At 65.8% G+C, this 26,779-nt stretch carries 25 protein-coding genes; 10 read left to right on the top strand and 15 right to left on the bottom strand.

Going from position 1 to position 26,779, the window contains the following annotated elements; genetic code table 11:
- The first annotated feature begins 97 nt into the window (after nt 1-97).
- Nucleotides 98-952 carry a helix-turn-helix domain-containing protein gene (locus KYE46_RS06935; protein WP_219004419.1) on the top strand — a complete coding sequence of 285 codons (855 nt, stop codon included), beginning with the start codon at nt 98-100 and terminating at the stop codon, nt 950-952.
- Here the strand turns inward: KYE46_RS06935 and KYE46_RS17485 are convergent.
- Nucleotides 949-2,079, bottom strand: coding sequence for a thioesterase family protein (locus KYE46_RS17485; RefSeq protein WP_247716938.1), 1,131 nt, complete (start codon nt 2,077-2,079; stop codon nt 949-951). The two genes, KYE46_RS06935 and KYE46_RS17485, sit on opposite strands and share 4 nt — an antisense overlap.
- A 6-nt stretch (nt 2,080-2,085) precedes the next feature.
- Nucleotides 2,086-3,129, bottom strand: coding sequence for an aldo/keto reductase (locus KYE46_RS06920; RefSeq protein WP_219004417.1), 1,044 nt, complete (start codon nt 3,127-3,129; stop codon nt 2,086-2,088).
- A 103-nt stretch (nt 3,130-3,232) separates the two neighbouring features.
- Between KYE46_RS06920 and KYE46_RS06915 the strand changes: the two genes are divergently transcribed.
- The 3 genes from KYE46_RS06915 to metG all read left to right on the top strand — a co-directional run bounded on the left by KYE46_RS06915 (nt 3,233) and on the right by metG (nt 7,092).
- Nucleotides 3,233-3,877, top strand: a complete 645-nt coding sequence (locus tag KYE46_RS06915) for an ImuA family protein (RefSeq protein WP_219004415.1) — start codon at nt 3,233-3,235, stop codon at nt 3,875-3,877.
- Nucleotides 3,878-4,004: 127 nt separating this feature from the next.
- Nucleotides 4,005-5,225: an MFS transporter gene (locus KYE46_RS06910; protein ID WP_219004413.1), complete on the top strand. Its 1,221-nt coding sequence runs from the start codon at nt 4,005-4,007 to the stop codon at nt 5,223-5,225.
- 142 nt (nt 5,226-5,367) lie between these two features.
- Complete coding sequence (metG, locus tag KYE46_RS06905) at nt 5,368-7,092, top strand: methionine--tRNA ligase (protein WP_219004412.1); 1,725 nt, start codon at nt 5,368-5,370, stop codon at nt 7,090-7,092.
- 21 nt (nt 7,093-7,113) lie between these two features.
- On the opposite strand, the gene KYE46_RS06900 is transcribed toward metG, so the two are convergent.
- From KYE46_RS06900 to coxB, 10 genes are all read right to left on the bottom strand, one after another.
- The gene (locus KYE46_RS06900) at nt 7,114-8,508 is read right to left on the bottom strand and encodes an FAD-binding oxidoreductase (RefSeq protein ID WP_219004411.1); all 1,395 of its coding nucleotides are present in this window, start codon (nt 8,506-8,508) and stop codon (nt 7,114-7,116) included.
- Between the two features lie 31 nt (nt 8,509-8,539).
- Nucleotides 8,540-9,124 carry a GNAT family N-acetyltransferase gene (locus tag KYE46_RS06895; protein ID WP_219004410.1) on the bottom strand — a complete coding sequence of 195 codons (585 nt, stop codon included), beginning with the start codon at nt 9,122-9,124 and terminating at the stop codon, nt 8,540-8,542.
- On the bottom strand, nt 9,124-10,383 hold the full coding sequence (locus KYE46_RS06890) for a M16 family metallopeptidase (protein WP_219004409.1): 1,260 nt from the start codon (nt 10,381-10,383) through the stop codon (nt 9,124-9,126). Before KYE46_RS06890 ends, KYE46_RS06895 begins: the two co-directional genes overlap by 1 nt.
- Nucleotides 10,380-11,768, bottom strand: a complete 1,389-nt coding sequence (gene thrC / locus KYE46_RS06885; protein ID WP_219004408.1) for a threonine synthase — start codon at nt 11,766-11,768, stop codon at nt 10,380-10,382. Before thrC ends, KYE46_RS06890 begins: the two co-directional genes overlap by 4 nt.
- Nucleotides 11,769-11,779: 11 nt before the next feature.
- On the bottom strand, nt 11,780-12,454 hold the full coding sequence (locus KYE46_RS06880) for an SURF1 family protein (protein ID WP_219004407.1): 675 nt from the start codon (nt 12,452-12,454) through the stop codon (nt 11,780-11,782).
- Between the two features lie 181 nt (nt 12,455-12,635).
- Entirely contained in the window at nt 12,636-13,448 is an 813-nt protein-coding gene (locus tag KYE46_RS06875; protein WP_219004406.1) for a cytochrome c oxidase subunit 3, read from the bottom strand.
- Between the two features lie 19 nt (nt 13,449-13,467).
- Complete coding sequence (locus tag KYE46_RS06870) at nt 13,468-14,022, bottom strand: cytochrome c oxidase assembly protein (protein ID WP_219005046.1); 555 nt, start codon at nt 14,020-14,022, stop codon at nt 13,468-13,470.
- A gap of 44 nt (nt 14,023-14,066) precedes the next feature.
- Nucleotides 14,067-14,273, bottom strand: coding sequence for a hypothetical protein (locus KYE46_RS06865; protein WP_219004404.1), 207 nt, complete (start codon nt 14,271-14,273; stop codon nt 14,067-14,069).
- Nucleotides 14,273-15,202, bottom strand: coding sequence for a heme o synthase (gene cyoE / locus KYE46_RS06860; RefSeq protein ID WP_219004402.1), 930 nt, complete (start codon nt 15,200-15,202; stop codon nt 14,273-14,275). Before cyoE ends, KYE46_RS06865 begins: the two co-directional genes overlap by 1 nt.
- Nucleotides 15,203-15,211: 9 nt before the next feature.
- Complete coding sequence (coxB, locus tag KYE46_RS06855; RefSeq protein WP_219004400.1) at nt 15,212-16,102, bottom strand: cytochrome c oxidase subunit II; 891 nt, start codon at nt 16,100-16,102, stop codon at nt 15,212-15,214.
- Between the two features lie 209 nt (nt 16,103-16,311).
- Here coxB and tldD point away from each other — a divergent pair, with 209 nt between their 5' ends.
- The 5 genes from tldD to KYE46_RS06830 all read left to right on the top strand — a co-directional run bounded on the left by tldD (nt 16,312) and on the right by KYE46_RS06830 (nt 23,431).
- Nucleotides 16,312-17,736, top strand: a complete 1,425-nt coding sequence (gene tldD / locus KYE46_RS06850; protein ID WP_219004398.1) for a metalloprotease TldD — start codon at nt 16,312-16,314, stop codon at nt 17,734-17,736.
- Between the two features lie 182 nt (nt 17,737-17,918).
- On the top strand, nt 17,919-19,139 hold the full coding sequence (gene dprA / locus KYE46_RS06845; RefSeq protein WP_219004396.1) for a DNA-processing protein DprA: 1,221 nt from the start codon (nt 17,919-17,921) through the stop codon (nt 19,137-19,139).
- Nucleotides 19,140-19,310: 171 nt separating this feature from the next.
- Nucleotides 19,311-22,055 (top strand): type I DNA topoisomerase, encoded by a 2,745-nt coding sequence (gene topA, locus KYE46_RS06840; protein ID WP_219004393.1) that lies wholly within the window; start codon nt 19,311-19,313, stop codon nt 22,053-22,055.
- 69 nt (nt 22,056-22,124) lie between these two features.
- A complete protein-coding gene (locus KYE46_RS06835) occupies nt 22,125-22,721 on the top strand; it encodes a nitroreductase family protein (protein ID WP_219004391.1) in 597 nt (198 codons plus the stop codon).
- A complete protein-coding gene (locus KYE46_RS06830; protein ID WP_219004389.1) occupies nt 22,718-23,431 on the top strand; it encodes an EI24 domain-containing protein in 714 nt (237 codons plus the stop codon). Before KYE46_RS06835 ends, KYE46_RS06830 begins: the two co-directional genes overlap by 4 nt.
- Here the strand turns inward: KYE46_RS06830 and KYE46_RS06825 are convergent.
- Both KYE46_RS06825 and mce read right to left on the bottom strand, forming a co-directional pair.
- The gene (locus KYE46_RS06825; protein WP_219004388.1) at nt 23,394-23,681 is read right to left on the bottom strand and encodes a DUF1467 family protein; all 288 of its coding nucleotides are present in this window, start codon (nt 23,679-23,681) and stop codon (nt 23,394-23,396) included. The genes KYE46_RS06830 and KYE46_RS06825 overlap by 38 nt on opposite strands.
- Entirely contained in the window at nt 23,681-24,085 is a 405-nt protein-coding gene (gene mce / locus KYE46_RS06820; protein ID WP_219005045.1) for a methylmalonyl-CoA epimerase, read from the bottom strand. Before mce ends, KYE46_RS06825 begins: the two co-directional genes overlap by 1 nt.
- 162 nt (nt 24,086-24,247) lie before the next feature.
- Here mce and KYE46_RS06815 point away from each other — a divergent pair, with 162 nt between their 5' ends.
- Entirely contained in the window at nt 24,248-24,955 is a 708-nt protein-coding gene (locus tag KYE46_RS06815; protein ID WP_219004386.1) for a response regulator, read from the top strand.
- Here the strand turns inward: KYE46_RS06815 and aspS are convergent.
- On the bottom strand, nt 24,952-26,727 hold the full coding sequence (gene aspS, locus KYE46_RS06810; RefSeq protein ID WP_219004384.1) for an aspartate--tRNA ligase: 1,776 nt from the start codon (nt 26,725-26,727) through the stop codon (nt 24,952-24,954). The genes KYE46_RS06815 and aspS overlap by 4 nt on opposite strands.
- Between the last annotated feature and the right edge of the window lie 52 nt (nt 26,728-26,779).

The raw sequence follows: 26,779 nt of genomic DNA, 5'->3' as shown, positions 1-26,779 counted from the left end.
CCGGTCGTTTCTTTTGACGAGAGATACTGCAGCTTGATTGTCAGGAGCAGTCAGGGTTTTATCTACGCGACCCCAACAGTGTTGAGAAAATCAAACAATGCAGAATACTGCCAGCAGATTGGGCCGCGCGGCCGCCTTTCGGGAGCGCCTGATTGCCGCGCTGACCACGGCAGGAATGAGCCGGGCGGCGCTGGCGCGCGCGGTGGGGGTGGACCGCTCGACGGTGACGCAGATGTTGGCCGAAGAGGACGCGCGGATACCGGGGGGGCATATCGTGGCGGGCTGCGCGCAGGCGCTGGATGTCTCGGCCGATTGGCTTCTCGGCCTCTCGGACCGGCCCGAGCAGGCGGGGAAGTTGCTGGCCACGAGCCTCTCGATCTCCGAGACCGGGCGAGCGACGACGTTGGACGACCAGATCTTCGCGTGGCAGCGCGAGGCGGAGGGCTACAAGATCCGCCACGTGCCCGCGACGCTTCCCGACATCCTGAAGACGGAAGCCGTGTTGCAGTGGGAATATGCGCCGCTGACCCACCGGCGGCCGGACCAGGCGATCGATGCGGCGGCGGCGCGGCTGGATTGGCTGGCCCTGACCTTGAGCGATTACGAAATGGCGATGCCGGCCCACGAGCTGGAGAGCTTCGCGAAGGCCGAGGGGTATTACAGTGGCTTGAGCGCCGAGATCCGGGCGGCGCAGCTGGACTGGATGGCAGAGATCTACGACCGGCTCTACCCGGCGCTACGGATTGTCCTCTTCGACGCGCGCACGACGTTTTCGGCGCCGGTGACGGTCTTCGGGCCTAAGATGGCGGTGATCTACATGGGGCGGCATTACCTCGCCTTCCGCGACCGGGACCGGGTGCGGGCGATGACGCAGCATTTCGACGGGTTGGTGCGCGAGGCGGTGGTGCCCTCGCATCAGTTTCTCGAGACGCTGAACGCGCTGCGCGGCTAGGTCCGCGCCTGGCCCACGTGGCGCTGGAAGCCTTCGGGCAGCGGCATCGGGGCGTGAGCGGCTTTCGCCTGAGCGAGCCATGTGCCGACGGCCTCGGGCGGCGGCGCGGGGCGGCGGGTGCTGAGATCCATGTGCAAAAGGAGCTGCTCGGCGGTGGCGCAGAGGCGGCTTTCAACGTGCAGTTCGTGCCAGAGATGCAGCTTGGGGCCGCCGCCCTCGATGACCCGCGTGGTGACGCGGAGCGGATCGCCGATGTTGACCTCGCCCAGATGGCGGATGTGGGTTTCCACGGTGAAGACCGAGGCGCCGGCCTGCACGCAGCCGGCGTCCATTCCGGCCCAGTCCAGCAGTTGGTCAGCGGCGTCGGAGAAGGCGGTGAGGTAGAAGGCCTCGTTCATGTGGTTGTTGTAGTCGACCCACTCCGGCGGCACGGCGCGGGCGAGGGTCTTGGGCGCGGTGGGCGCGGTCGGATCGGGGGCGGGCCTGTCGGCGCGGGCCTTGGGCGGTGCGGAGAGGAGCGCGGTGACGTGGGCGGCCAGCCCCTCGCCCAAGGCGCGGTGGTTGGCTTCGTCCAGATGCACGCCGTCGATGGGAGAGACCTGCGCGTAATCGCCCGCTTCCGCGAAGGCCGCGCCGACGCGCGTGGCCGCGGCGGCGAGATGCGCCGCCAGCCCGCGCTGCCGCGCCTCGGCCCCGGCAAAGGCATCGGCCAGAACGCCGGTCTCGGAGACCGGCGCGGGGGCGACGATCAGCACCTTGGCCGCGGGCGTCAGGGAACGGGTGATCGTGACCAGACGCTCCACCGACTTGGCGATATCGAAGGCGGAGGTGGCGAAGCGCGGCTTGAGGTCATTGGTGCCCAACATGATCACCACCGCGTCCAGCGGCGTGTGGCTGAGCAAGAGCGCCGGCAGGACCGCCGCCCCGTTACGTGCCCCGCCGTCGATCGGATCGTCATGGACCGTGGTGCGGCCCGGCAACCCTTCGGCAATGACCGTCATCCCGGTCCGGTCCGCCAGCACATCGGGCCAAGGCACGCCCGACGCAAAACGGTCGGACTGCCCGAGCCAGGAGATCGGCACAGTGCCGTGGGAATTGCTGTCACCGAAAATCAGGATGCGGGGCATGGGCGCTCAATAAGGCATGGGATGCTGGCGATGGGTCTCGTTCAGATCATCCATGACCTCTTGCGAAAGCACAACGTCCTTGCCCGCGAGAATATGGGCGAGCTGCTCGGAGGTCGTGGCGCCGAAGATCGTCGAGACGGAGAACGGCCGCTGCACGGTGAAGGCCAGCGCCATGTGGACGGGGTCGAGGCCGTGCTTCTGCGCGACCGCCACATAGGCATCCGCCGCGATCAGCGCGCGGTCGGTCATGCGCCCGCCCAGACCCGGCGACAACGTCTGGCGAGAGCCCTCGGGCACCGCGCCGCCGCTGTATTTGCCGGTGAGAAGCCCGGTGGCCAGCGGCGAGAACGCCAGAAGCGTCACCTTCTCGTGGTAGGCCAGCTCGGCCATGTCGGTGTCATAGGCGCGGCAGAGCAGCGAGTATTCGTTCTGCACTGTCTGGACCCTCGGCAAGCCGTGGTCCTCGGCCAGCCGCAGCCATTGGGCCGTGCCCCATGCCGTCTCGTTCGACAGCGCGAAATGCTTGATCTTGCCGGCTTTTCGCGCTGCCTCGGCAGCCTCGAGGATCGCATGCATATCGGCGATGATCTCGTCCCGGTCGCCCTTCGGTTCGTAAGTCCAGTTCTGCCGGAACATGTAGCTGCCGCGGTTGGGCCAGTGGAGTTGGTAGATGTCGACGTAATCGGTCTGCAGCCGCGCCAGCGACTTGTCCAGCGTCTTGGAGAAGGTCTCGGCGGTGATTGACTGGCCGGGACGCACGAAGCTCTCGTTCAGGCCGGAGTGCTTGGTGGCGAGCTTGAATTCCGCCCGGCGGCCCGGATTGGCGGCGATCCACTTGCCGATGGTCTTTTCGGTGTTGCCGACCGTCTCGGCCCGGACCGGGTTGACCGGGTACATCTCGGCGGTGTCGATGATGTCGATTCCCGCCTCCAGCGCCATGTCGATCTGCCGATGAGCGTCGGATTCAGGGGTCTGGGTGCTCCATGTCATGGTGCCGAGGCAGAAATCGGTAATGGTCTCGTCAGTCGAGCCTAAGGGGATCGTGCGCATGTGGGGGAAGGTCCTTTTGGTGCCGGAGGTGCGGCCAACCTAGCCAGCTTTGAGCCACACGCAAGGCTTGAGAACGAAGCGAGAACATCTATACTGTCTCTCCATGGATATCACCAAGCTCTCTCGTCAATCTCATCGCCATGACCGGCCCGGTCTGCGCCTTCTGAACCATTTTGACCTGCCCGGCGGGCGGGCCCATGAGTTCTGTGGCCACGGGCGCCGGCGGCTGGCCCTGTGGCTTGCGGCGGCCGACAAGCAGACAGATATGGCGAGCCAGATCCTGTGGATCAGGCCCGAGTGGCACCCCGATCGCCTGCATATGGCGGGGGTGCGCCACGAGATCGACCCCGGTCGGCTGATGTTCGTGGAATGCTGTCGCCCCGGTGATCTGCTGTGGTGCATGGAAGAGGCGCTGCGCAGCGGGCTGACGCGCCTTGTGGTGCTGGACCTGCCCGAACCGCCCGGGCTGACCCCGGTCCGGCGCCTGCATCTGGCGGCCGAGGCGGGGTTCGAGAAGACGGGCCGCGCGCCCCTTGGGGTGATCCTGACACCGGGAGACGGCGGCGCGGCGGGGGTGGAAAGCCGTTGGCAACTGAGCCCCGCCCACGGGGCAGAGACCGACAGCTGGCGCCTCTGCCGCCTGCGCGCGCGTACCGCGCCGGTGGCCGAATGGGCGGTGACCCGAGCCGGGCGCGGCCGCCCCGTGGTGCAGATGCCCGCGCCGGAACCCGGGCTGGAACCCGCGTGACGCAAGCCGCGCGCCCTGCCCCGGTGCGGCGCGCCCTGCCCTGACACCGGCGCGCGCGGGCACTATCGCCTTGCACCCACAGGCGGACAGGCTCACACAAAGGCGAGCACAGCCCACGGGTCTTTCCATGCGCCTCCTGATTTCCTTCGCAGCCCTATTCCTTTCGGTCATTCTTCTACAATTTTCCTCGAGCGGCGTGGGCCCCTTGGACGTGCTGTCCGGCACCGCGCTCGGCTTCACCAACGGCCATATCGGCCTGTTGGGCTCGGCGCATTTTCTGGGGTTCTTCATCGGCTGCTGGTGGTCGCCCCGCCTGATGGGCGCGGTCGGCCATTCGCGCGCCTTCGCCGTTTTCACCGCCATGGGCGCGATCGGCCTGATGGCGCATATGATGATCCTGAACCCCTACGCCTGGGCGATGATGCGGGTGGCGATCGGGCTGTGCATCGCCGGCTGTTTCACGGTGATCGAGGCGTGGTTGCAGGCCAAGGCCACGAACGAGAACCGGGGCCGCACGATGGCGATCTACCGGATGGTCGACACCACGGGGCAGCTGGTGGCGCAATTCATGATCGGGGTGCTCGCGCCGGCGTCCTATGTCTCCTACAACCTGTTGGCGATCCTGTGCTGTGCGGCCCTCCTGCCGTTGACCATGACGCGGTTGAAGCAGCCCGTGAGCCACGGCACCTCGCGCCTGCGACCCTCCCTGGCGTGGTCCCTCTCGCCGCTGGCGGTCAGCGGCGTGGTGGTGGCGGGGGTCTCCTCGGCCTCGTTGCGGATGACCGGCCCGCTTTACGGCCAGCAGGTCGGGCTGGTCGCGGGCGATATCGGCCTTTTCCTCGCGGCCTTCGTTCTGGGCGGCGCCTTGGCGCAATGGCCGGCGGGGCTTCTGGCGGACCGCTATGACCGCCGATGGGTCCTGATCGGCTTCTCGGCCGCGTCTATCCTGGCTTGCGCCGTGACCATCGCGGTGCCGGGGCTCGGGCCGGTGGGAATCTTCGGCGCGGCCCTGCTGTTCGGAGCCACGACCTTCCCAATCTATTCGCTTTCGGCCGCCCACGCCCATGACTGGGCCGACGACAGCCAACGCATCGAGCTCTCGGCCGCGCTGATGTTCTTCTTTGCCACTGGCGCGATCGTGGCGCCCCTGGCGACCTCTGGCCTGATTACCGCCTACGGCCCGGCGGCGTTGTTCTACTTCATCTCGGCCGCCCATGCGGGGTTGATCGTCTTCGGCCTGATCCGGGTGGCGCGGCGCGGCGCGTCGGAGGTCCGCAAGCCTTACGTCTGGATCCCGCGCACCTCGTTCCAGGTCGGGCGCATCTTCCGGCGCAACAGCGACAAATAGAGGGCATCTGGCCGCCCCCGCCTGATCCCCGCAGCCCGGACGTCGCGGCGCCGGGGCGCGTCCAATTCACGCCGCCACTGGCCATGGCCGCGGCGCGGGGGTAAAGCTGCGCCAAACGCATGTTCCGAAGGCCCCTTCCCCGATGTCCAGCACCACCTCCTCCCGTACGCTCATCACCAGTGCCATTCCCTATATCAACGGGATCAAGCACCTGGGCAATCTCGTGGGCTCGCAGTTACCCGCCGACCTCTACGCCCGCTACCTGCGCGCGCGGGGTCAGGAGGTTCTGTTCCTCTGCGCCACCGATGAGCACGGCACGCCGGCAGAGCTTGCCGCAGCCAAGGCGGGCAAGCCGGTTGCCGAGTTCTGCGCCGAGATGCATGCGGTGCAATCCCGGATCGCGGAGGGCTTCGGCCTGTCCTTCGATCACTTTGGCCGATCGTCCTCTCCCCAGAACCACGCGTTGACGCAGCATTTCGCCGGCAAGCTGGCGGATGCCGGCCTGATCGCCGAGGTGGAAGAGAAACAGGTCTATTCCCACGCCGACGGACGCTTCCTACCCGACCGCTATATCGAGGGCACCTGCCCCAACTGCGGCTACGACAAAGCGCGGGGTGATCAGTGCGAGAACTGCACCAAGCAGCTAGACCCGACCGACCTGATCGAGCCCCGGTCCGCCGTTTCAGGCTCCACCGATCTGGAGGTCCGCGAGACCAAACACCTCTACCTACGCCAATCGGAGCTGCGCGGACAGCTGAGCGATTGGATTTCTTCAAAAACCGACTGGCCCGTTCTTACCACGTCGATTGCGAAGAAATGGTTAAACGACGGCGACGGGTTGCAAGACCGTGGCATCACTCGCGACCTCGATTGGGGCGTGCCGGTCAAGCGGGGTGACGACGAATGGCCGGGCATGGAAGGCAAGGTCTTCTACGTCTGGTTCGACGCGCCGATCGAGTATATCGCCTGCGCCGCCGAGGCTGTGGAGGAAGGCAAGATTTCTGATTGGGAACGTTGGTGGCGTGTGGATAAAGGCGCCGATGATGTTCGATATGTGCAATTCATGGGCAAGGACAATGTGCCGTTTCACACGCTCTCCTTCCCGGCGACGATCCTCGGGTCGGGCGAGCCGTGGAAGCTGGTCGATTACATCAAATCCTTCAACTACCTGAACTACGACGGTGGCCAATTCAGCACCTCGCAGGGGCGCGGCGTCTTCATGGATCAGGCGCTCGAGATCCTGCCGTCGGACTACTGGCGCTGGTGGCTTCTGTCCCATGCCCCCGAGACCTCCGATGCGGAGTTCACCTGGGAGACCTTCCAGCAAGACGTGAACAAGGACCTTGCGGACGTGCTCGGCAATTTTGTCAGCCGGATCACCAAGTTCTGCCGCTCCAAGTTCGGCGAGACGGTGCCGGAAGGCGGCGAATATGGCGCGCAGGAATTGGCGCTGATCGCCGATCTGGAAAAGCGCCTTACCGCCTACCAAAGCAACATGGACGCCATCGACGTGCGCAAGGCGGCGGCTGAATTGCGGGCGATCTGGGTTGCCGGAAACGAGTACCTGCAGTCCGCGGCGCCCTGGACCGCCTTCAAGACAGACCCGGAGCGCGCCGCGGCGGTGACCCGTTTCGCGCTGAACCTCATCCCCTTCTACGCCGGCCTGTCCTCGCCCTTCATCCCGAACGCCGCGCGCGCCATGGCGGAGGGCATGAACGTCGACGTCGCTTGGCCGGACAGCGCGGAAGCGGCGCTGTCCGCCCTGCCCGCGGGTCACGCCTTCACGGTGCCGGAGGTGCTGTTTGCGAAGATCGCGGACGAGCAGCGCGAGGAATGGGCGGAGCGTTTCTCGGGCCAACGCGACTGACGCGAGGGCCAGGGCCGAGCCTCAGGGGTCGGCCCGCAGCACCGCGCCGGGGTTGAGGATGTTCTGCGGGTCGAGCGCGCGCTTGATCAGGCGCATCGCGCTCAACTTGCCGGGATCGCCGAACCGCTCCAGATCGGCGACTTTCATGCGACCGATGCCGTGCTCGGCGGAAACCGAGCCGCCGAACTCGTGCACCAACTCGTGCACGCAGGTCTTGACCGCTGAGCGATAGCCCGCGAAGGCGTCGCGCGCCTCGCCCTTCGGCCGGAACACGTTGTAGTGCAGGTTGCCGTCGCCCAGATGGCCGAAGCAGTTGATCCTGAAGTCATTTATTTCGGCCAGCCGCTTCGGTGCCTCGGCGATGAACGCCGGCAAACGGGCCACCGGCACCGCGATGTCGTGGGACGAGACAGAGCCGATCCGGCGGTTTGCCTCGGGGATGTTTTCGCGGACCGCCCACATCTCCTTGCGCTGCGCCTCGGATTGCGCGACGACGCCGTCGGTCACGATGCCAGCCTCGAAAGCTTCTTCGAACAGGCTCTCCAAGGCGTCCGCCGGCGTCCCATGGGACAGCCCGAGGTCGATCAGGCAACTCCATTCCGGCGGCTCGTCGAAGGGAATGCGCAGGTCGGGGCCGACCTCTGCCAGAAAGTCGAAACCGGTCTTGTTGATCAATTCAAAGGCCGAGACCCCCTCTCCGATCCGGGACTGGGCCAGACGCAGGAGATCCAGCGCGGCCTGCGGCGAGGGGACGGTCATCAGGCCCGCTCCGGTGGCGGAAGGCGTTGGAAACAATCGCAAAGTTGCGGCGGTGATGACGCCGAGCGTGCCTTCGGAGCCGATCAGCAGATGGCGCAGATCATAGCCCATGTTGTTCTTGCGGAGCGCCGAAAGGCCGTTGATCACAGTGCCATCAGCCAGAACCGCCTCGATCCCCAATACGAGATCGCGGGCGTTGCCATAGCGGATCACGTTGACGCCGCCCGCGTTGGTGGCGAGCAGCCCGCCGATCCGGGCCGAGCCCTGGGAGGCCAGGGCAAGCGGGAAGATCCAGCCCTCGGCTTCGGCCACGCCATGGACATTCTCGAGAATCGCGCCGGCCTCGACCACCATGGTACCGGCCTGAGCATCCATGGCGCGCACGGCTGTCATCCGCTCCATCGTCAATAGAATCGGGGGGTTACCGGTCTCCATGACCTGCCCGCCCACCAATCCGGTGCCGCCGGAATACGGGATGATCGGGGTCTGCGTGTCGTTCGCGATGCGCAGGATCTGCGCGACCTCCTGCGTCGTCGTCGGGGCCGCGACGGCGAGCGCCTGCCCGCGCCAATGTCCGCGCGGCTCTTCAAGATACCGATCCTCCACGTCGCGCAGGACGTGAGGCATTTCAGCGGTCAAACGGGAAAGACATGTCATGGCATAGACTTAACGCAGCCCTTTCGCGGCGTCACCCGACTTCGGTGCGTCCGCGTCGGTCGTGGCGCAGATTGGCGTAGAGCACGTGGTTGCGCCAGCGGCCGTTGATCTGGAGATAGCTTTGGGCGACGCCCTCGTATTTGAAGCCGGATTTCTCCAGCACCCCGCGCGAGGCGGCGTTTTCCGGCAAGCAGGCGGCTTCGAGCCGGCTGAGATCGAGCGAGCGGAAGGCGTAGTGGGACATCGCGCCGATGGCTTCGCGCATGTAGCCCTGGCGGATGAACGGCAGGCCGATCCAATAGCCGAGGGTTGCCGATTGCGCCGGGCCACGGCGCACGTTGTCGAGGGTGATGGCCCCCAGAAGCGCATCATCGGCGCGGCGCGTGATGAAGAGTGGCACGGCAGAGCCTTGGTTGACCGAGCGCTGCGCCCAGTAGACGCGGGCCGTGAAGCTCTTGCGGGTCAGGTGATCGTCAGCCCAGACCGGCTCCCACGGGACGAGGAAATCCCGCGACTGATGCCGCAACGCCGCCCACGGCCGGAAGTCCGCATGGCGCGGAAGGCGTAGCGTCAAACGCTCCGTTTCCAGGCGCAGGTTGCGTTTGAGCGCGAGCATCAGGCAGCCAGACGCTCCCTCACCGTGGCGAGATCAGGGGCGCTGTCGACCGGTCCGTAAAGCGCCATGGCCGAGCCCGCCTGCCCCATCGCACCCGCATGTTCCTTCAACCCGTCGAGCGTGACCGCATCAATCCGCGCCACGGATTCCTCGAGCGGCGGGACACGGTTCCAGATCGCCACCAGCCGCGCCAATCGCTCGGCCCGTGCGGAGGGGCTTTCCAGCCCCATCAACAGGCCCGCCTTCATCTGCGCGCGCGCGCGTGCCAGCTCAGCCTCTGTCATCGTGTCGGCAGAGCGCTTCAGCTCATCAATCGTGAGACCGACAAGCTCCGGCAGATCCTCCCCCGAGGTGCCCGCGTAGATCGTCAGCAGGCCGGTGTCATCGTAGCTGCCGACTTGTGAATAAATCGTATAGCAAAGGCCCCGTTTCTCGCGGATCTCCTGAAACAGGCGCGAGGACATGCCGCCGCCGAGCGCAGTCGCGTAGATCTGCGCCGTGTAGATATCGTCGGAGCGGTAGCCCGGCGCCTCGAGCGCGAGCGTGAAATGCGCCTGCTCCAGCGCCTTGACGACGCGGTGCTCGCCCCCCTGAAACGTGCCGGGCTGCGGCAGCGCTTGGGGCACCGGCTTGAGATGGCCGAACGCCTTCTCGGCCAGCCGCACGATCTCGTCATGGTCGACGGCGCCGGCCGCCGAGACGATCAACTGACCGGGGCCATAGTTTTCCGCCACGAAGGTATCGAAATCCTTGCGGCCAAAGGCCTGCACCCGCTCGGCCGGGCCGAGGATGGTGCGGCCGAGGGGCTGCTCGGGATAGGCAGCGGCCTGCAACCAGTCGAAGATCACGTCGTCGGGGGTATCGGCGGCCTGCCCGATCTCCTGCAGGATCACGCCGCGCTCCACCTCGATCTCGCGCGGGTCGAAGATCGGGTTGAGGACGATATCGCCGATCAGGTCCAGCGCCAGCGCCACATCGTCCTTCAGGACGCGCGCGTAATAGGCTGTCACCTCACGCGAGGTATAGGCGTTGATGTAGCCGCCCACGTCCTCGATCTCTTCGGCGATCTGCAGGGCGGACCGGCGGGCCGTGCCCTTGAACGCCATGTGCTCGAGGAAATGCGCGATTCCGTTTTGCTCCACGCGCTCGTGGCGCCCCCCGGCGCTCACCCAGATCCCGAGGGCGGTGGATTCCAGCCCCGGCATATGTTCGGTCACGATGCGCAACCCGTTGTCGAGCGTATGAAGTTCCACTGTCACGGGCGGATGCCTCCTTCGATCACTTGCTCCAGCGCGGCGAGGTCGTTCTCCACCCGCTGCACGCGTTCGGGTTTGTCGAACAGATCGGCCATGCGCGGGGGCAGTCCGGGCCGGATGCCCGAGGCCGCTTCGACCGCGTCGGGGAATTTCGCCGGATGCGCCGTGGCGAGCGTGACCATCGGCACTTTCCCGAGGAAATCCTGCGCCACATCGACACCAATCGCCGAATGGGGGCAGAGCAGTTCACCCATCTCGGGCAGCGCGCGCGCGATCATGGCCGAGGTCTCTTCCTCTGAAACGCGGCCCGAGGCGAAGGTCTCGCGCAGGCGTCCGATGGCGCCTTGGCTGATCTTGAAGCCGCCGCCGGATTTCAGCTCCTCCATGAGCTGCGCCACGGCCTCTCCATCGCGATCGTAGGCATCGAAAAGCGCGCGTTCAAAGTTGGAGGAGACCTGGATATCCATCGACGGGCTGATCGAGGGCGTCACCCCTTCGGTCGTGTAACCGCCCGACACCATCGCCCGGTGCAGGATGTCATTCTGGTTCGTCGCGATCACCAGCTTGTCGATCGGCAGCCCCATGCGCTTGGCGATGTAGCCCGCAAAAATGTCGCCGAAATTGCCCGTCGGCACGCAGAAGGAGACGGGCCGATGCGGCGCCCCGAGCGACACGGCGGAGGAGAAGTAATAGACGACCTGCGCCAGCACCCGCGCCCAGTTGATCGAGTTCACCCCCGCCAGCCGCACTCGGTCGCGGAAGTCGAAATGGTTGAACATGTCCTTCAGCCGCGCCTGACAATCGTCGAAATCGCCGGTCAGCGCCAGCGCATGGGCGTTGGCCTCGGACACGGTGGTCATCTGGCGGCGCTGCACGTCCGAGACCCGGCCATGGGGGAAAAGAATGAAGACGTCGACCGCGTCGAGGCCGCGAAATGCCTCCATCGCGGCCGAGCCGGTATCGCCCGAGGTCGCCCCCACGATGGTCACCCGCTCGCCGCGCCGGCTCAGCGCCGCCTGGAACATCTGCCCGATCAACTGCATGGCGAAGTCCTTGAAGGCCAGCGTCGGCCCGTGGAACAGCTCCAGCAGGAAATGGTTGTCCTGCAATTGCTTGAGTGGCGCGCGCGCGGCATGGCCAAAGCCCGCGTAGGCCTTCTCGATCAGCTCGGCGAATTCGTCATCCCCGAAGGTATCGCCCACGAAGGGCCGCATCACGCGGAAGGCGATCTCCTCGTAGGAGAGCCCCGCCAGCGCGGCGATGTCGCCTTGGGACATCTGCGGAATTTCCGCCGGCACGTAGAGCCCGCCATCACGCGCAAGACCTGTCAGCATGGCCTCTTCAAAAGAGAGGACGGGCGCCCGCCCCCGGGTCGAAACATATTGCACTTCAGGCTCCCTCAAACACTTCGTCGCGTGATACGCCAGAGCAGGAACGCTGTCATCCCCAACCATACGAGGGCGAGGCCGAACCACTGGATCGCATAGCCCAGATGATTGTTCGGGATGCCCTCGATCGTCACCGGCAAGGGCGTCAGCGGGGCATCTGAAACCGACAATTCCCGCGCGATGACCAAGACCGGCTCGGCCGACAGGTGCGCCGCCAAGGCGTCCACGTCCCGCGCGTACCAGATGTTGCGGCCCAGGTCCGGCGCCGGCGTGAATCCGTCCACCTCGTCGGGCCAATGCAGGTTGCCCACAAGGGTGATCTCTCCGTCCGGCGCATCGGGCATGGCGACACCTTCCGCCAGAAACCCCCGGTCGACCATGATGCGCTGGCCCGCACTCTCGAACGGGGTAATCACCCGGTAGCCCGGCCCCGCCCCCTGCATGCTGACCAACACCCGCACCGGATCGCCCGCGAAGCGCCCCTCGACGCGCACCGGCAGATAGCGGTCGGCGTCGCGGTCGAAGACATCGGGAAGACCCACGGGTGCCGCCTCGATCCGCGCCGAGATTTCGGCCAGCACGGCCTCTTTCCACGCGAGGCGTTGCAGCTGCCACAGGCCAAGCGCCACCAGCAGACCCGCGCCCACCAATCCGAAAATCAGGACTGAAATTACCCGACGCGACATGGCGTCCCCTCTCATTCAAAAGGCCCACCATGCGGCAGGCCTTGTCTTCACCTTTTTCCAAGTACGGATCCCCGACCTCACCACACCCGCAACGTGCATGGGTGAGAGGGGGAGGCGGCGGAGGGGTGGGCGGGTGGGCTCCGTCGCCTCCCCCGTCCGGCCCCGTCCAACACACCCGAGGTTACTGGCCCCAGATGTAGACCGCCACGAAGAGGAACAGCCACACCACGTCGACGAAGTGCCAGTACCAGGCGGCGGCCTCGAAGCCGATGTGCTGCTCGGCGGTGAAGTGACCCTTGCGCACCCGCAGGTAGCAGATGAACAGGAAGATCGTGCCGATGATCACGTGGAAGCCGTGGAAGCCCGTGGCCATGAAGAAGGTGGAGTAGAAGCGGTCGCCATCGGGGCCGCCGAACTGCCAGCCGTCGTGAACGATCAGCTCCCAATATTCGAAGGCCTGCAAGCCGGTGAAGGCGAGGCCGAGGATCACCGCACCCAGAAGGCCATACTCGATGTCCTTGCGCGGCCCGCCGTGGACCAGCACGTGGTGCGCCCAGGTCACGAGGCAGCCCGACAGCAGCAGGACCAGCGTGTTGATCAGCGGCAGGTGGAACGGGTCGACCTGGTGGATCTCCGGCGGCAGGTAGGTCGAGGCTTCATAGGTGTCCATCGAGTAGATGGTGTGCTTGAAGAACGCCCAGAACCAGGCCACGAAGAACATCACCTCGGACATGATGAACATGATGAAGCCGTAACGCAGGCCGATGCGCACGACCGGCGTGTGATCGCCCTCGCCGCTTTCGGTCACGACATCCGACCACCAGGCGAACATGACGTAGAGCACGGCGACAAAGCCCGCGAGGAACAGCCAGGGCGAGCCCGAGTGCATCCAGTTCACGGCACCAAAGAGCATGGCGAATGCGCCGGCGGCGCCCATGAGCGGCCAAATCGACGGCGGCAGGATGTGATAATCGTGGCGTTTAACGTGGGCCATGGGGATCTCCGGACTGATCTTAGTTCTCCGCCTCGAGGGCGGCGTAGTCTTCGGGCATGTCGGTTACGTGGAACGTATACGACAGGGTGATAGCGGGCGTGTCGACGGTCTCGGGATCGTTGCGGATCTCGGGATCGACAAAGAATGTGACAGGCATTTCAACCCGTTCACCGGGCTGCAACACCTGCATCTCGAAACAGAAGCAGGCGATTTTCACAAAGTAGCCGCCGGTCACGAAAGGGGCAACATTGTAGCTGGCGGTGCCTGCGATCGGCGCGTCGGTCGGGTTGTAGGCCTCGTAGAAGGCCAAACCGGTCTCGCCGATGCGGATGTCCATGTGGGGCTCCATCGGGCGGAACTCCCAGGGCATATCGCTTGCGGTCGAGGCGTCGAAGCGGATGCGGATCACGTCGTCGAGCACGGCGTCGCTGCCGGCATCGGCCGTGACCGTTGCGCCGCCGAAGCCGGTGACGCGGCAGAACCAGTCGTAGAAAGGCACCGCGGCGGCGGTCAGGCCGGCCATGACCACCACGACGCCGCAGAGTTGCAGCACCGTGCGGGACTTCGGATCCATCCGCTTGCGGACGGTCTCGCCTGCGGGTGTCTTCGGCGTCTGGCTCACTGCGTGTCCTCCGTGATCGGCAGGACAGAGGCGCGCGGCACATGGTCGTTGGCTTCCAAGAGGCCGCCTTCGCGGACCTTGGCCACCGTCAGGCCGAAGACAATCGCGCAAAAGCCCAACAGGCAGAGCGCCGTGCCCACGTTGCGGCCCAGACGGCGCTTGTGGATTTCATGGGTTTCGGTGAGCCCTTTACCTTCGGCCATCAGATCAACCTCCAGACCGCATCGAGGAGCAGCGCCCCGAAGTGCAGGAACAGGTAGAGCAGCGAGAATTTGAACACGCGACGCTCAACTGCGTAATTGTCGGCCTCGGCCGCGGCCTCCTCGCGCTTCCAGATGTCGTAGGCGCCCTTGAGGAAGAGCGCGTTCATCACCACAGCCGTGACAAGGTAGACCGGACCGGCCACCTCGGTCAGCACGAGGCCAAGGGCGACTGGCACCAGCAGGACCGTGTAGATCAGGATCTGGCGACGGGTCTCCCGACGGCCATGGGTAACCGTCAGCATCGGCACCTCGGCCTTGTGGTAATCACCCTTCATGAACAGCGCCAGCGCCCAGAAATGGGGCGGCGTCCACATGAAGATCAGGCCGAACATCAGCACCGACGCGAGAGAGACATCGCCGGTGACAGCCGCCCAGCCGATCATCGGCGGGAAGGAGCCCGCGGCGCCGCCGATCACGATGTTCCAGGGCGTCGAGCGCTTGAGCCACATGGAATAGACCACGGCGTAGAAGAAGATCGTGAAGGCCAGGAGCGCCGCAGCGACCCAGTTTGTCGCCAGCCCGAGCATCACGACCGACAGCGCCGAGAGCCAGAGCCCGAGGGTCAGCGCCTCGCCCGCCGGGACGCGGCCCGAGGGCACCGGCCGCTTGGCGGTGCGCTTCATCACCGCGTCGATGTCGGCGTCGTACCACATGTTCAGCGCGCCCGAAGCCCCTGCCCCCAGCGCGATGAACAAGATCGCGGTGAAGCCCACCATCGGAGAGATCCCACCCGGCGCGACGAGAATGCCGACCAGCGCCGTGAACACCACCAGCGACATGACGCGCGGCTTGAGCAGCGCGAAATAATCGCCAAACCCCGCGTCATACTCGCGGGGCTCGGGTGTGGATTGTGCGGTGAAATCGCTCATGATGCAGGCTTACTCCGCCGCGGCCAGTTCAAGGTAGCGCGGTGCGCGGGCCCCGTCGAGCGAGGCAAACTCGGCCGCTTCACCGGCCAGCCATGCCGCGTATTCCTCTTCGGTGACAGCGAAGACGGTGATCGGCATGTAGGCGTGGGAGGCACCGCAAAGCTCGGAGCACTGGCCGAAGTAGACGCCTTCCTCACCGGGGATCACCTCGAAGTGCAGCTCGGCCAGACGACCGGGCACGCCGTCCTGCTTCACGCCGAAGGCCGGGATCGTCCAGGAGTGGATCACGTCAGCCGCGGTGACCTGCACCACGACGCGCTGGCCGGTGGGCACGACGACGGCCGTGTCGGTGGCCAGCAGGTATTCGTCCTCGGAGTAGCCGTAATCGGCAAGCTCGTCCTCGGCCAGCATGAAGCTGTCGTAGGAGATGCCCTCTTCGGGATATTCATAGCCCCAGTACCACTGGTAGCCGGTGGCCTTCACGACAACATCAGCCTCGGGGATCGTCTGCTGACGGAACAGGACCGGCAGGGAAAACGCGCCGATGACGACGAGGATGATCAGCGGCACGATGGTCCAGGCGACCTCGATCCGGGTGTTGTGGGTGAAGGAGGCCGGCACCGGGTTGGCGCGGGCGTTATGCTTGATCGCGGCATAGACCATCAGGGCCAGCACGAAGAGCGTGATCAGGCCGGCGACCCACAACAGCAGCTCGTCCAGGGCACGGATGTCCAATGCGCCGCCGGTGACGCCGGGCTGGAAATCGATGCCGCCGGGAATCGGTGCGCCGATGATCTCGAGTCCGTCACGCATTCCGGTGGTCTGCGCGGCCACCATGGTGGAGGTGAAGGTTGCGCCAAGTGCGGCCATAACGCCGCTGAGCGTCTTGCGATTTGCCATGTGGTCTGTCCTGTTGTCCGTCCGGTCCGGTGATCGAAGGAGGCAATCCCCCCTCGGGCGGTGCCATCATCTATTCACGCTGTGCCAGACCATATAGCGCCGCGTCACACAAGGCATGGGCCTAAATTGTCTCACCTTATGGTTGAGACGGGGTGTCGCACCTGACGCGAAACACACTATATATACGCCGATCTCAAGGAGCCTCCCCCATGTCTGACACCACCCCCTTCCGTCCGTTCGAGACCCACCTCGATGAAGCCGCCGCCCTGCGGGTGCTGCGCGCCGCCACCGAGGGGGCCGACGACGGAGAGCTGTTTCTGGAGCGGTGCCGCTCGGAGGTTCTGGTCTTCGACGACGGGCGGGTCAAGAACGCCTCCTACGACGCGGTACAGGGCTTCGGCCTGCGCGCGGTGAAAGGCGAAGTGGCGGGCTACGCCCATTCCACCGAGATCTCGGAGGCCGCCCTGCGCCGCGCCGCCGAGACGGCGCGCCTTGCGGTGGGTGACGGCGGCGGCACCTTGGCCGATGCGCCGCGCGGCACGAACGAGAAGCTCTACACCGACGAGGACCCGATGGCGGGCGCGGAATTCGGCGTGAAGCTGGAGACGCTGGCCGAGATCGACGCCTTCGCCCGCGGACTGGACAAGCGCGTGGTGCAGGTCAGCGCCTCGATGGCGGCCTCGCATCAGGAGGTGGTGATCCTGCGCCCCGAGGGCGGCAGTGTCAGCGACGTGCGCCCGATGGTGCGGCTGAACGTGTCGATCATCGTCGAGGAAAACGGCCGCCGCGAATCCGGCTCAGCGGGCGGCGGCGGACGGGTCGGGCTGACCGGGCTGATCACCCGCGCGCATTGGGAAGCCACCGCGCGCGAGGCGCTGCGGGTGGCGGTGGTCAACCTCTCCGCCGAGCCCGCGCCTGCCGGGGTCATGGATGTGGCGCTTGGGCCGGGCTGGCCGGGCATCCTGCTGCACGAGGCCATTGGCCACGGGCTGGAGGGCGATTTCAACCGCAAGAAGCAGAGCGCCTTTGCCGGGCTGATGGGCCAGCAGATCGCGTCGAAGGGCGTGACGGTGCTGGATGACGGCACGATTCCGGACCGGCGCGGCTCGATCTCGGTCGATGACGAGGGCACGCCGTCGGAGGCCACCACGCTGATCGAGGACGGCGTGCTGGTGGGTTACATGCAGGATCGCCAGTCGGCCCGCCTGATGGGGGTCGCCCCCACCGGCAACGGCCGCCGCGAGAGCTACGCGCATGCCCCGATGACGCGGATGACCAACACCTACATGCTTGGCAGCGACGTGGCGCCCGGCGACATCGTGGCCGACGTGAAGGACGGGATCTACGCGGTCGGTTTCGGCGGCGGCCAGGTGGACATCACCAACGGCAAGTTCGTCTTCTCCTGCACCGAGGCCTACCGGGTGAAGAACGGCGTTGTCGGCGCGCCGGTGAAGGGCGCGACGCTGATCGGAGACGGGGCCACCGCCTTGAAGCAGATCCGCGCCATCGGCAATGACATGGCGCTCGATCCCGGCATGGGCAATTGCGGCAAGCAAGGCCAATGGGTGCCGGTGGGCGTGGGCCAACCGACGCTGCTGATCGGCGGGCTGACCGTGGGCGGCTCTGCCGCGTAAGCCCGCGGTTCGATGCCGCCGTGAGGGGGGCTGCGGCGTGGGTTTTATGCTCGAACGCCTTGCTGCGCACTGACGCGGGGGGCGGTGCCGGTTAACGAATCCGTTCAAATTGGCGATAAATACCCGCGGCACGGGCGTGGCCGGTTAAGGTTTCGTTAACCAGTTCCAGCAAGCCTGAAGGCATGTGGACCGCACCCGATTCTCCCTTGGCTGGCCAATGGGCCGACACGCAGCAACCGAGCGATTGGTTGGATGCGGCGTTCTTCGAGGCGCCGGTTGCCTACAGGCCGCCCCCCGCGGCGGGCGATGACGACCGGTTGCTGCGGCTGCGGCTGATCCGCTCGCGCCGGGTGGGGCCGGCGACGTATCTGCGGCTGCTCGCAGAACACGGCACCGCCGCCGCCGCGCTGGAGGCTCTGCCGGAGGTCGCCGCCGCCGCCGGGGTGCGGGAGTATGAAATCTGCCCCGAAGCGGTCGTCATGGCAGAGCTGCGCGCGGCCGAGCGGGTCGGGGCGCGGATGATCTGCCTTGGCGATGCCGCCTATCCGGCGTGTCTTGCTGAAATCGGCGACGCGCCGCCGGTGCTCTGGGCGATCGGCCGCCCTGCCCTGATGGCGCGCCCCTGCGTGGCGCTCGTCGGGACGCGGAATGCATCGAGCCTCGGGACACGAATGGCGCGCAAACTGGCCGCAACCCTTGGCGAGGCGGGCTTCACGATCGTCTCGGGCCTTGCGCGGGGCATTGATGCCATCGCACACAAGAGCAGTCTGGAGACCGGAACCGTGGCGGTACTCGCTGGCGGTGTCGATGTCGTCTACCCGACGGAAAACGCCGAGATCGCGGCGCAGATCGCCGAGGTGGGCCTGCGCCTGTCCGAGCAGCCCCTCGGCCTGCAACCGCAAGCGCGCCACTTCCCGCGCCGCAACCGAATCGTCTCGGGCCTTGCGCGCGGGGTGATCGTGGTGGAGGCGGCGGCGCGCTCGGGTTCCTTGATCACCGCGCGATGCGCCGCCGAACAGGGGCGCGACGTCATGGCGGTCCCCGGACATCCGTTGGACAGCCGCGCCTCGGGGGCCAACATCCTGTTGCGCGACGGGGCCACGCTGGTCCGCGGCGTGGAGGATGTGATCGAAGCCCTCGGCGCGCCCAAGCCTCCGCCGGGCAGCGCGTCGGCCATGGTCCGGGATTACCAGTCGCCGCCCCCCGTCCCCTCCGCCCGCGATGGCGGGCTGGAAGGACGGATCCTGTCCCACGCAGGCGCGGCACCGGTGGCCGAGGATCAGCTCATCCGCGATCTCTCCGCCTCCCCCCGCGACATGGCTCAGGCCCTCGCCGTGCTGGAGATGTCGGGCCGCGTGATCCGGTCGTCGGGCGGGATGATCAGCGTCACCACGCCGGCCTGAAACACGCGCACTGCACTCTCGCCGAGGCCGCTTATTTATCCTTCGGAAAAGCACCGGATGGGTGCCTTACCAGCCGACAAAGCCTTGCATTCAGCGTCGCGCATTGACATCCCACGCAAAGCGCACACATGTTCCGCCGCCAGTCCTATTCCGTTTGAAAGTGATTAAATCATGCCCGTCGTTGTTGTCGAATCCCCGGCTAAGGCCAAGACAATTAACAAATATCTGGGCGATGATTATACGGTCCTCGCATCCTACGGCCACGTCCGCGATCTGCCCTCGAAGGACGGATCGGTCGATACGGACGACGGTTTCGAGATGAAATGGGAGATCGGCAGCGACTCCAAGAAGCACGTCAAAGCCATCGTCGACGCGCTGAAGCAGGACAACGCCCTGATCCTCGCGACCGACCCCGACCGCGAGGGTGAGGCGATCTCATGGCACCTGCAGGAGGCACTGACCTCGCGCAAGGCGATCAAGAAGGACACGCCGGTCAGCCGCGTGACCTTCAACGCGATCACCAAGGATGCGGTGACCAAGGCGATGGCCGAGCCGCGGCAAGTGGATATGGAGTTGGTCGAGGCCTACCTCGCCCGCCGCGCGCTGGATTATCTCGTGGGCTTCAACCTTTCGCCGGTGCTCTGGCGCAAGCTGCCCGGCGCGAAGTCGGCGGGCCGGGTGCAATCGGTCTGCCTGCGCCTCGTGGTCGAGCGCGAGATGGAGATCGAGGCGTTCCGCCCGCGTGAATACTGGTCCGTCCGTGCCGTTCTCGACACCCCCCGCGGCCAGCCGATCGAGGCCCGGCTGACGGTTCTCGGCGGCAAGAAGCTCGACCGCTACGACCTGCCCTCCGCCGCCGAGGCAGGCCTTGCCGTGCAGGCCGTCTCCTCGCGCAAGCTGAGCGTCGCGGAGGTCGAGGCCAAGCCCGCCAACCGCAACCCCTCGCCGCCCTTCATGACCTCGACGCTGCAGCAGGAAGCCTCGCGCAAGCTCGGCATGGGCGCGAAACAGGCGATGAGCACGGCGCAACGGCTCTACGAGGCGGGGCACATCACCTACATGCGGACCGACGGCATCGACATGGCCCCCGAGGCGGTCGAGCAGGCCCGCGGCGCCATCACCGCCCGCTACGGGGACAGCTACGTTCCTGACAAGCCCCGGATTTACAAGAACAAAGCCAAGAACGCGCAGGAGGCCCACGAATGCGTGCGGCCCACCGATATGTCGAAGGCGGCGGAGGATCTGAAGCTCTCGGAGGACGACCAGCGCAAGCTCTACGACCTGATCTGGAAGCGCACCATTGCAAGCCAGATGGAAGCCGCGCGGCTGGAGCGCACCACGGTGACCATCGCCTCAGACGACCGCGATGTGGAGCTGCGCGCGACCGGGCAGGTCATGCTTTTCGACGGATTCCTGAAGGTCTACGAGGAAGGCCGCGACGACGCGGGTGACGACGAGGACAGCAAACGTCTGCCGCAGGTCCACAAGGGCGACGCGCTCGCTCCAAGCAGCAACGCGCTGGCCGCTGACTACGCGAAATTCTCGGGCGAGGATGTCGTGGAAGACGACAGCGGCGATCTTCGCCGCTCGAAAGGCGCGATCCTGGCCGCCTCGGGCGCGGTTCTGGGCCAGCAGCACCACACCTCGCCGCCGCCCCGCTACACGGAGGCCACGCTCGTCAAGCGGATGGAAGAACTCGGCATCGGCCGCCCCTCCACCTACGCCTCGATCATGGACACGATCCAGAACCGCGGCTACGTGCTGAAGGACAAGGGCCGCCTGATCCCCGAGGACAAGGGCCGGCTCGTTACCGTTTTTTTGTCCAATTATTTCAATCGCTACGTACAATATGACTTCACCGCCGACCTCGAGCAGCAGCTTGACGAAGTGAGCGCGGGCGACCGGCATTACAAGGATGTGCTCGACCGCTTCTGGCGCGATTTTCACGCCGCGATCGAGGAAACCTCGGAACTGCGCATCACCGAGGTGCTGGAGAAGATCAACGAGGTGCTGGAACCGCATCTCTTCCCCGATCCCGGCGACGGCACCGATCCGCGCCTCTGCCCGAACTGCGGCATTGGACGCCTGTCGATGCGCACGGCGCGCGCCGGCGGCGCGTTCATCGGCTGCTCGGCCTATCCGGAGTGCCGCTACACCCGGCCCTTCGGCCCCCCGAACCCCGAGGCCGAGGCCTCTGCCATTCCGCCGGAAGGCAAGCTGTTGGGCGAGGATCAGGGCGACGAAATCCGCGTCTTCAAGGGCCGTTTCGGCCCCTACGTGCAGCGCGGCGCGGTGACCGACGACAACAAGAAGCCACCGCGCCAGTCGATCCCCAAGGATTGGCCGCCGGAGGAGCTGGACATCGAGCGGGCCGTGATGCTCCTGTCGCTGCCGCGCAAGATCGGACCGCACCCCGAGGACGGCGTGATGGTTTGGTCGAACATCGGGCGCTACGGCCCCTACCTCAAGCACGCCGAAAGCACCTCGGACCGGGGCGGCACCAACGCCAACCTCGAGAGCATCGACGAGGTCTTCACCGTCGGCATGAACCGGGCGGTGCAGCTTCTGGCCGAAAAGGTCGCCTCGCGCGGCGGGCGCGGTCAGGCGGCCAAGCCGTTGCGGGAGTTGGGTGAACACCCCGATGCGGGCGGCCCGGTGAACGTGATGAAGGGCAAGTATGGGCCTTACGTGAAATGGGAAAAGATCAACGCGACGATCCCGGAAGAGATTGATCCGGAAGAGATTTCCATGGACCAGGCCCTGCACCTGATCGACGAGCGGGCGGCGAAATCCGGCAAGAAGAAGCCTGCCGCGAAGAAAAAAGCCGCGCCGAAGAAGAAGGCGGCGGCGAAAAAGAAGCCCGCGGCAAAGAAGGCCGCACCCAAGGAGAAGGCGGCCGCGAAAGACGCCGAGTGAAGCGGCGCGCGGGAGGGTTTTGGGCCGTTGAGGCTTGATCTTCCCGCGGCAGCGCCCGAAATGCTTCCTATGTCTGATACGCCTCCGCCCCTCGCGCCGAATGCCGAAGCGCTCGAATTCCTGCTCACCCGGCGCTCGCGGCCGCCGCGGATGTTGGGTGACCGCGCCCCGGATCGCGCCGCGTTAACCACGATGCTGGAGGCCGCCAGTCGGGTTCCCGATCATGGCAAGCTGGAGCCGTGGCGCTTCGTGGTGCTTGAGGCTGCGGCGTGTGAACGGCTCGCGGAGCTGTCGCAAACCCGCGGTGAGGCGCTTGGGCTCGAGCCCGCGCGGATCGCAAAGGACGTGGAAGGGTTTCGCATGAGCCCCCTCATCGTGGCCGTGATCGCAGCGCCCAAGGCGCATCCCAAGGTGCCGGAATCAGAGCAATTGGCCTCTGCCGCCGCGGTCTGCCTGTCGTTGTTGAACGCGGCGCTCGCGTCCGGGTGGGGGGCCGTGTGGCTCACCGGTTGGCGCGCGACGGACCGGCTCTTTCTGACGCAAGGCCTGCGGCTTTTCCCCCATGAAACGGTCGCGGGTTATATCCACATTGGCAACGAGACACGGGTGCCGCCCGACCGGCCCCGGCCCGATATTGATGCGCTCACGACCTGGATAGACACATGATCATAAACGCTTTTCTGAAGGCTCTTGGACAATTGACCGACAGCCGCTTCCTCGGTGTGCTCGGCCTCGGCGTGGGTCTGACGATTGGCCTTCTGATCGCCTTTTACGCGGCCTTTGTCCTCTTCATCGGCTGGATGCTGCCCGAGAGTTTCGCCCTTCCCTGGATCGGAGAAATCACCTGGGTCGACAATGCGCTGGCCGTCGCGGGCATTCCGCTGATGCTGCTGTTGTCGATCTTCCTGATGGTTCCCGTCGCCTCGGCCTTTATGGGCATCTTCATCGACCGCGTCGCCGGCGCGGTGGAGGATCGCCACTACCCCGGCCTACCCCCTGCGCGCGGGCTTTCCATCGGCGAAGCCCTTGTGGACGTTGCAAAATTCCTCGCCGTGCTGGTCGGCGTGAACCTCGTGGCGCTGATCCTCTACCTGCTCTTCGCGCCGCTGGCGCCGCTGTTGTTCTGGGTGGTGAACGGCGTGCTGTTGGGCCGCGAGTATGGGCAGATGGTCGCGCTCCGCCACGAGAGTGCAGCCGGGGCCGCGGCGTTTCGAAAGCGCCATCGCCCGACGCTCTTCGCGGCGGGCGTGTTGATGACGGTGCCGCTCACGATCCCGGTGGTGAACCTGCTGGTCCCGATCCTTGGCGCCGCGACCTTCACCCACCTTTACCACATGCTTAACGGGACGCGGGCGCGCCCATCCCGAAGCGGGTGAAAAGATCGATATCTTCCAATGAGATCAACTCGAAGATGATGATTGCCGCGAGGATCGCCCAGATCCCGACGGCCACGATGCTGGTCCAGATCACCCGCTTCTTCATCTGCGCATTGGCGGGAGCGGAGCCATGGGTGCCTGCGACCCGCTCTCCGGCTTCGTCCTGACTGGTGACCCGCACCTGAAGCGCGATCAGGAGCGTCATGAACCAAATGACGGCATAGAGAACGATGCCTGTGACGACGCCCATCAGACCTGCTCCAGCTCGACCAGCGTGCCGCTGAAATCCTTGGGGTGGAGGAACAGGACCGGCTTGCCGTGAGCACCGATCTTGGGTTCTCCGGTGCCGAGAACGCGGGCGCCGTCGGCCTTCAATTTGTCCCGAGCCTCTAGGATATTCTCAACCTCATAACAGATGTGATGGATGCCTCCAGCCGGATTCTTTTCCAGAAACGAACCTATGGGAGAGTTATCCCCAAGAGGGTAGAGAAGCTCGATCTTGGTGTTTGGAAGAGTGATGAAAATCACCGTCACGCCATGGTCGGGCTCATCCTGGGGCGGGCCCACCTTGGCCCCGAGCGTGTCGCGATAAAGGGCGGCGGCAGCGTCGAGGTCCGGCACGGCGATGGCTACGTGATTGAGGCGTCCGATCATCAGGGTCTTCCCGCTTTGAATGGTTGCTCCTGATATGGAGCGGAGGGTCATCGGGGGCAAGGTTTGCCGATGTCGCATCGGCGCGCGTTTACCGGTCGTAAACCTCGTCTGTGCAACAGTGAGGGAGCGCGAAGGAATCGTGCCTCATAACGGGAAACAGTGATGGATGACCGATTAGCAGAATTCGACCTACGCCCTCAGCCCACCGCGGAACGCCCCCTGCTCGGGGTCACGATCCTTGTGGTGGAAGACAGCCGCTACGCCTCGGAAGCGATCAGACTGATGAGCCTGCGCTCGGGGGCGCGCTTGCGCCGCGCCGATTGCCTCGCCTCCGCCGAGCGGCACCTCAACGTTTATTCGCCAACCGTCGCGATCATCGACCTCGGCTTGCCTGACGGATCGGGGTTGGACCTGATCGCATCCATGGCGGCCACCAAACAGCGCGTACAGGTGATCCTCGGCACCTCGGGCGCGGAGCGTGAAGCGGCAGAGGCCGCGGTTCTGGCCAGCGGCGCCGATGGCTTCATTCCCAAGCCGGTGTCGAGCGTGGCTGCATATCAGGAGGCGATCCTGGCCCACCTGCCCCATGCGCAGCAGCCCAATGGCCCGCGCGTCGTCACCACGGTGAACGTGGACCCGGATCCCCTCGCGCTTCGCGAAGACCTGAGCCACGCCATGGATCTTCTGGCGCTCGAACGGCCGCCCGTGGGCTACCTGCGGCGTTTCCTGATCGGGGTGGCGCGCGGGGTCAAGGACAGCAGCCTGGAGGACCACGCCGCGCGCATGTCCGAGACCCTCGGCGCGCCGGACCGCGCGGCTCTCCGCGCGATCCTCTCGGGACGCATCCAAGCCGTCGGTGCCGTCGTCTAGTCCTGCGGGATGACCCGCAGGCCAAGCTCCATCAACTGATCCGACGTCGGATCGGACGGCGCGTTCATCATAAGATCTTCCGCGCGCTGGTTCATCGGGAACAGGATCACCTCGCGGATGTTCGCAGTGTCCGCCAGCAGCATCACGATCCGGTCGATACCCGCCGCGCAACCGCCGTGAGGGGGCGCACCGTATTGGAACGCGTTGACCATGCCCCCGAAACGCTTTCGCACCTCGGCCTCGTCATAGCCTGCCAGCTCGAAGGCCTTGAACATGATCTCGGGCTGGTGGTTCCGGATCGCGCCGGAGACCAGCTCGTAGCCGTTGCAGGCAAGGTCATACTGGTAGCCCAGAACGTCCAGCGGGTCGCCGTTCAGCGCCTCCAGCCCACCTTGCGGCATCGAGAAGGGGTTGTGGGAGAAGTCGATCTTCCCGGTTTCCTCGTCGGCCTCGTACATCGGGAAGTCCACGATCCACGCGAAGGCAAAGCGATCCTGCTCGGTCAGGCCGAGCTCGTCGCCGATCACCGTGCGGGCGCGGCCCGCGACGGCCTCGAACTGCGACGGCTTGCCGGCGAGGAAGAAGGCCGCGTCGCCAATCCCCAGACCCAACTGCTCGCGGATCGCCTCGGTCCGCTCGGGGCCTATGTTCTTGGCCAGCGGGCCGGCCGCTTCCAAGCCCTCGCCTTGATCGCGCCAGAAGATATAGCCCATGCCGGGCAGCCCCTGCTCCTGCGCGAACTTGTTCATCCGGTCGCAAAACTTGCGCGAGCCGCCCGTGGGGGCGGGGATGGCGCGCACTTCCGTGCCTTCCTGTTCCAGCAGTTTGGCGAAGATCGCGAAGCCCGAACCGCGGAAGTGGTCCGAGACCACCTGCATCTTGATCGGGTTGCGCAGGTCCGGTTTGTCGGTGCCATACCAGAGTGCCGCGTCCTTGTAGCTGATCAGCGGCCAGTCCTGATCGACCGACGCGCCCTCGCCAAACTCCTCGAAGACGCCGCGAATGACCGGCTCGATCGTGTCGAAGACGTCCTGCTGCTCGACGAAGGACATCTCCATGTCGAGCTGATAGAAATCGGTCGGAGAGCGGTCGGCACGCGGGTCCTCGTCGCGGAAGCAGGGCGCGATCTGGAAGTATTTGTCAAAGCCCGAGACCATGAGCAGCTGCTTGAACTGCTGCGGGGCCTGCGGGAGCGCGTAGAACTTGCCCGGGTGCTGGCGCGAGGGCACGAGGAAGTCACGCGCCCCCTCGGGGGAGGAGGCGGTGATGATCGGCGTCTGGAACTCGCGGAATTCCTTATCCCACATGCGCTTGCGGATGCTCGCCACAACGTCGGAGCGCAGCATCATGTTGTTCTGCATCTTCTCGCGGCGCAGGTCGAGGTAACGATATTTCAGGCGCGTTTCCTCGGGGTATTCCTGATCACCGAAGACCTGCAGCGGCAGTTCCGCGGCGGCGCCGAGCACCTCCATGTCGCGGATATAGACCTCGATCTCGCCGGTGGGCAGCTTCTCGTTCACCAGTTCGGGCGCGCGCGCCTTCACCACGCCGTCGATGCGCACACAATATTCGGCGCGCAGCTTCTCGACCTTCGAGAACACGGGGCTGTCGGGGTCGCAGAGGACCTGGGTGATGCCGAAATGGTCGCGCAGGTCGATGAAGATTACCCCGCCATGATCTCGGCGACGATGCACCCAACCGGAAAGGCGGATCTCCTCGCCGACATTGGCGGCGGTCAGGTCGGCACAGGTGTGGGTGCGATATGCGTGCATCGGGTCTCTCCGGGTGTTTTTGCGGCTCCGGATAGACCGTCCGAGGCCGGTG

The sequence above is a fragment of the Gymnodinialimonas ceratoperidinii genome (assembly GCF_019297855.1).
Lineage (GTDB): Bacteria > Pseudomonadota > Alphaproteobacteria > Rhodobacterales > Rhodobacteraceae > Gymnodinialimonas > Gymnodinialimonas ceratoperidinii.
The sequence above is the reverse complement of the archived record's forward strand: the minus strand, read 5'-3'. Positions and strand labels throughout refer to the sequence as shown.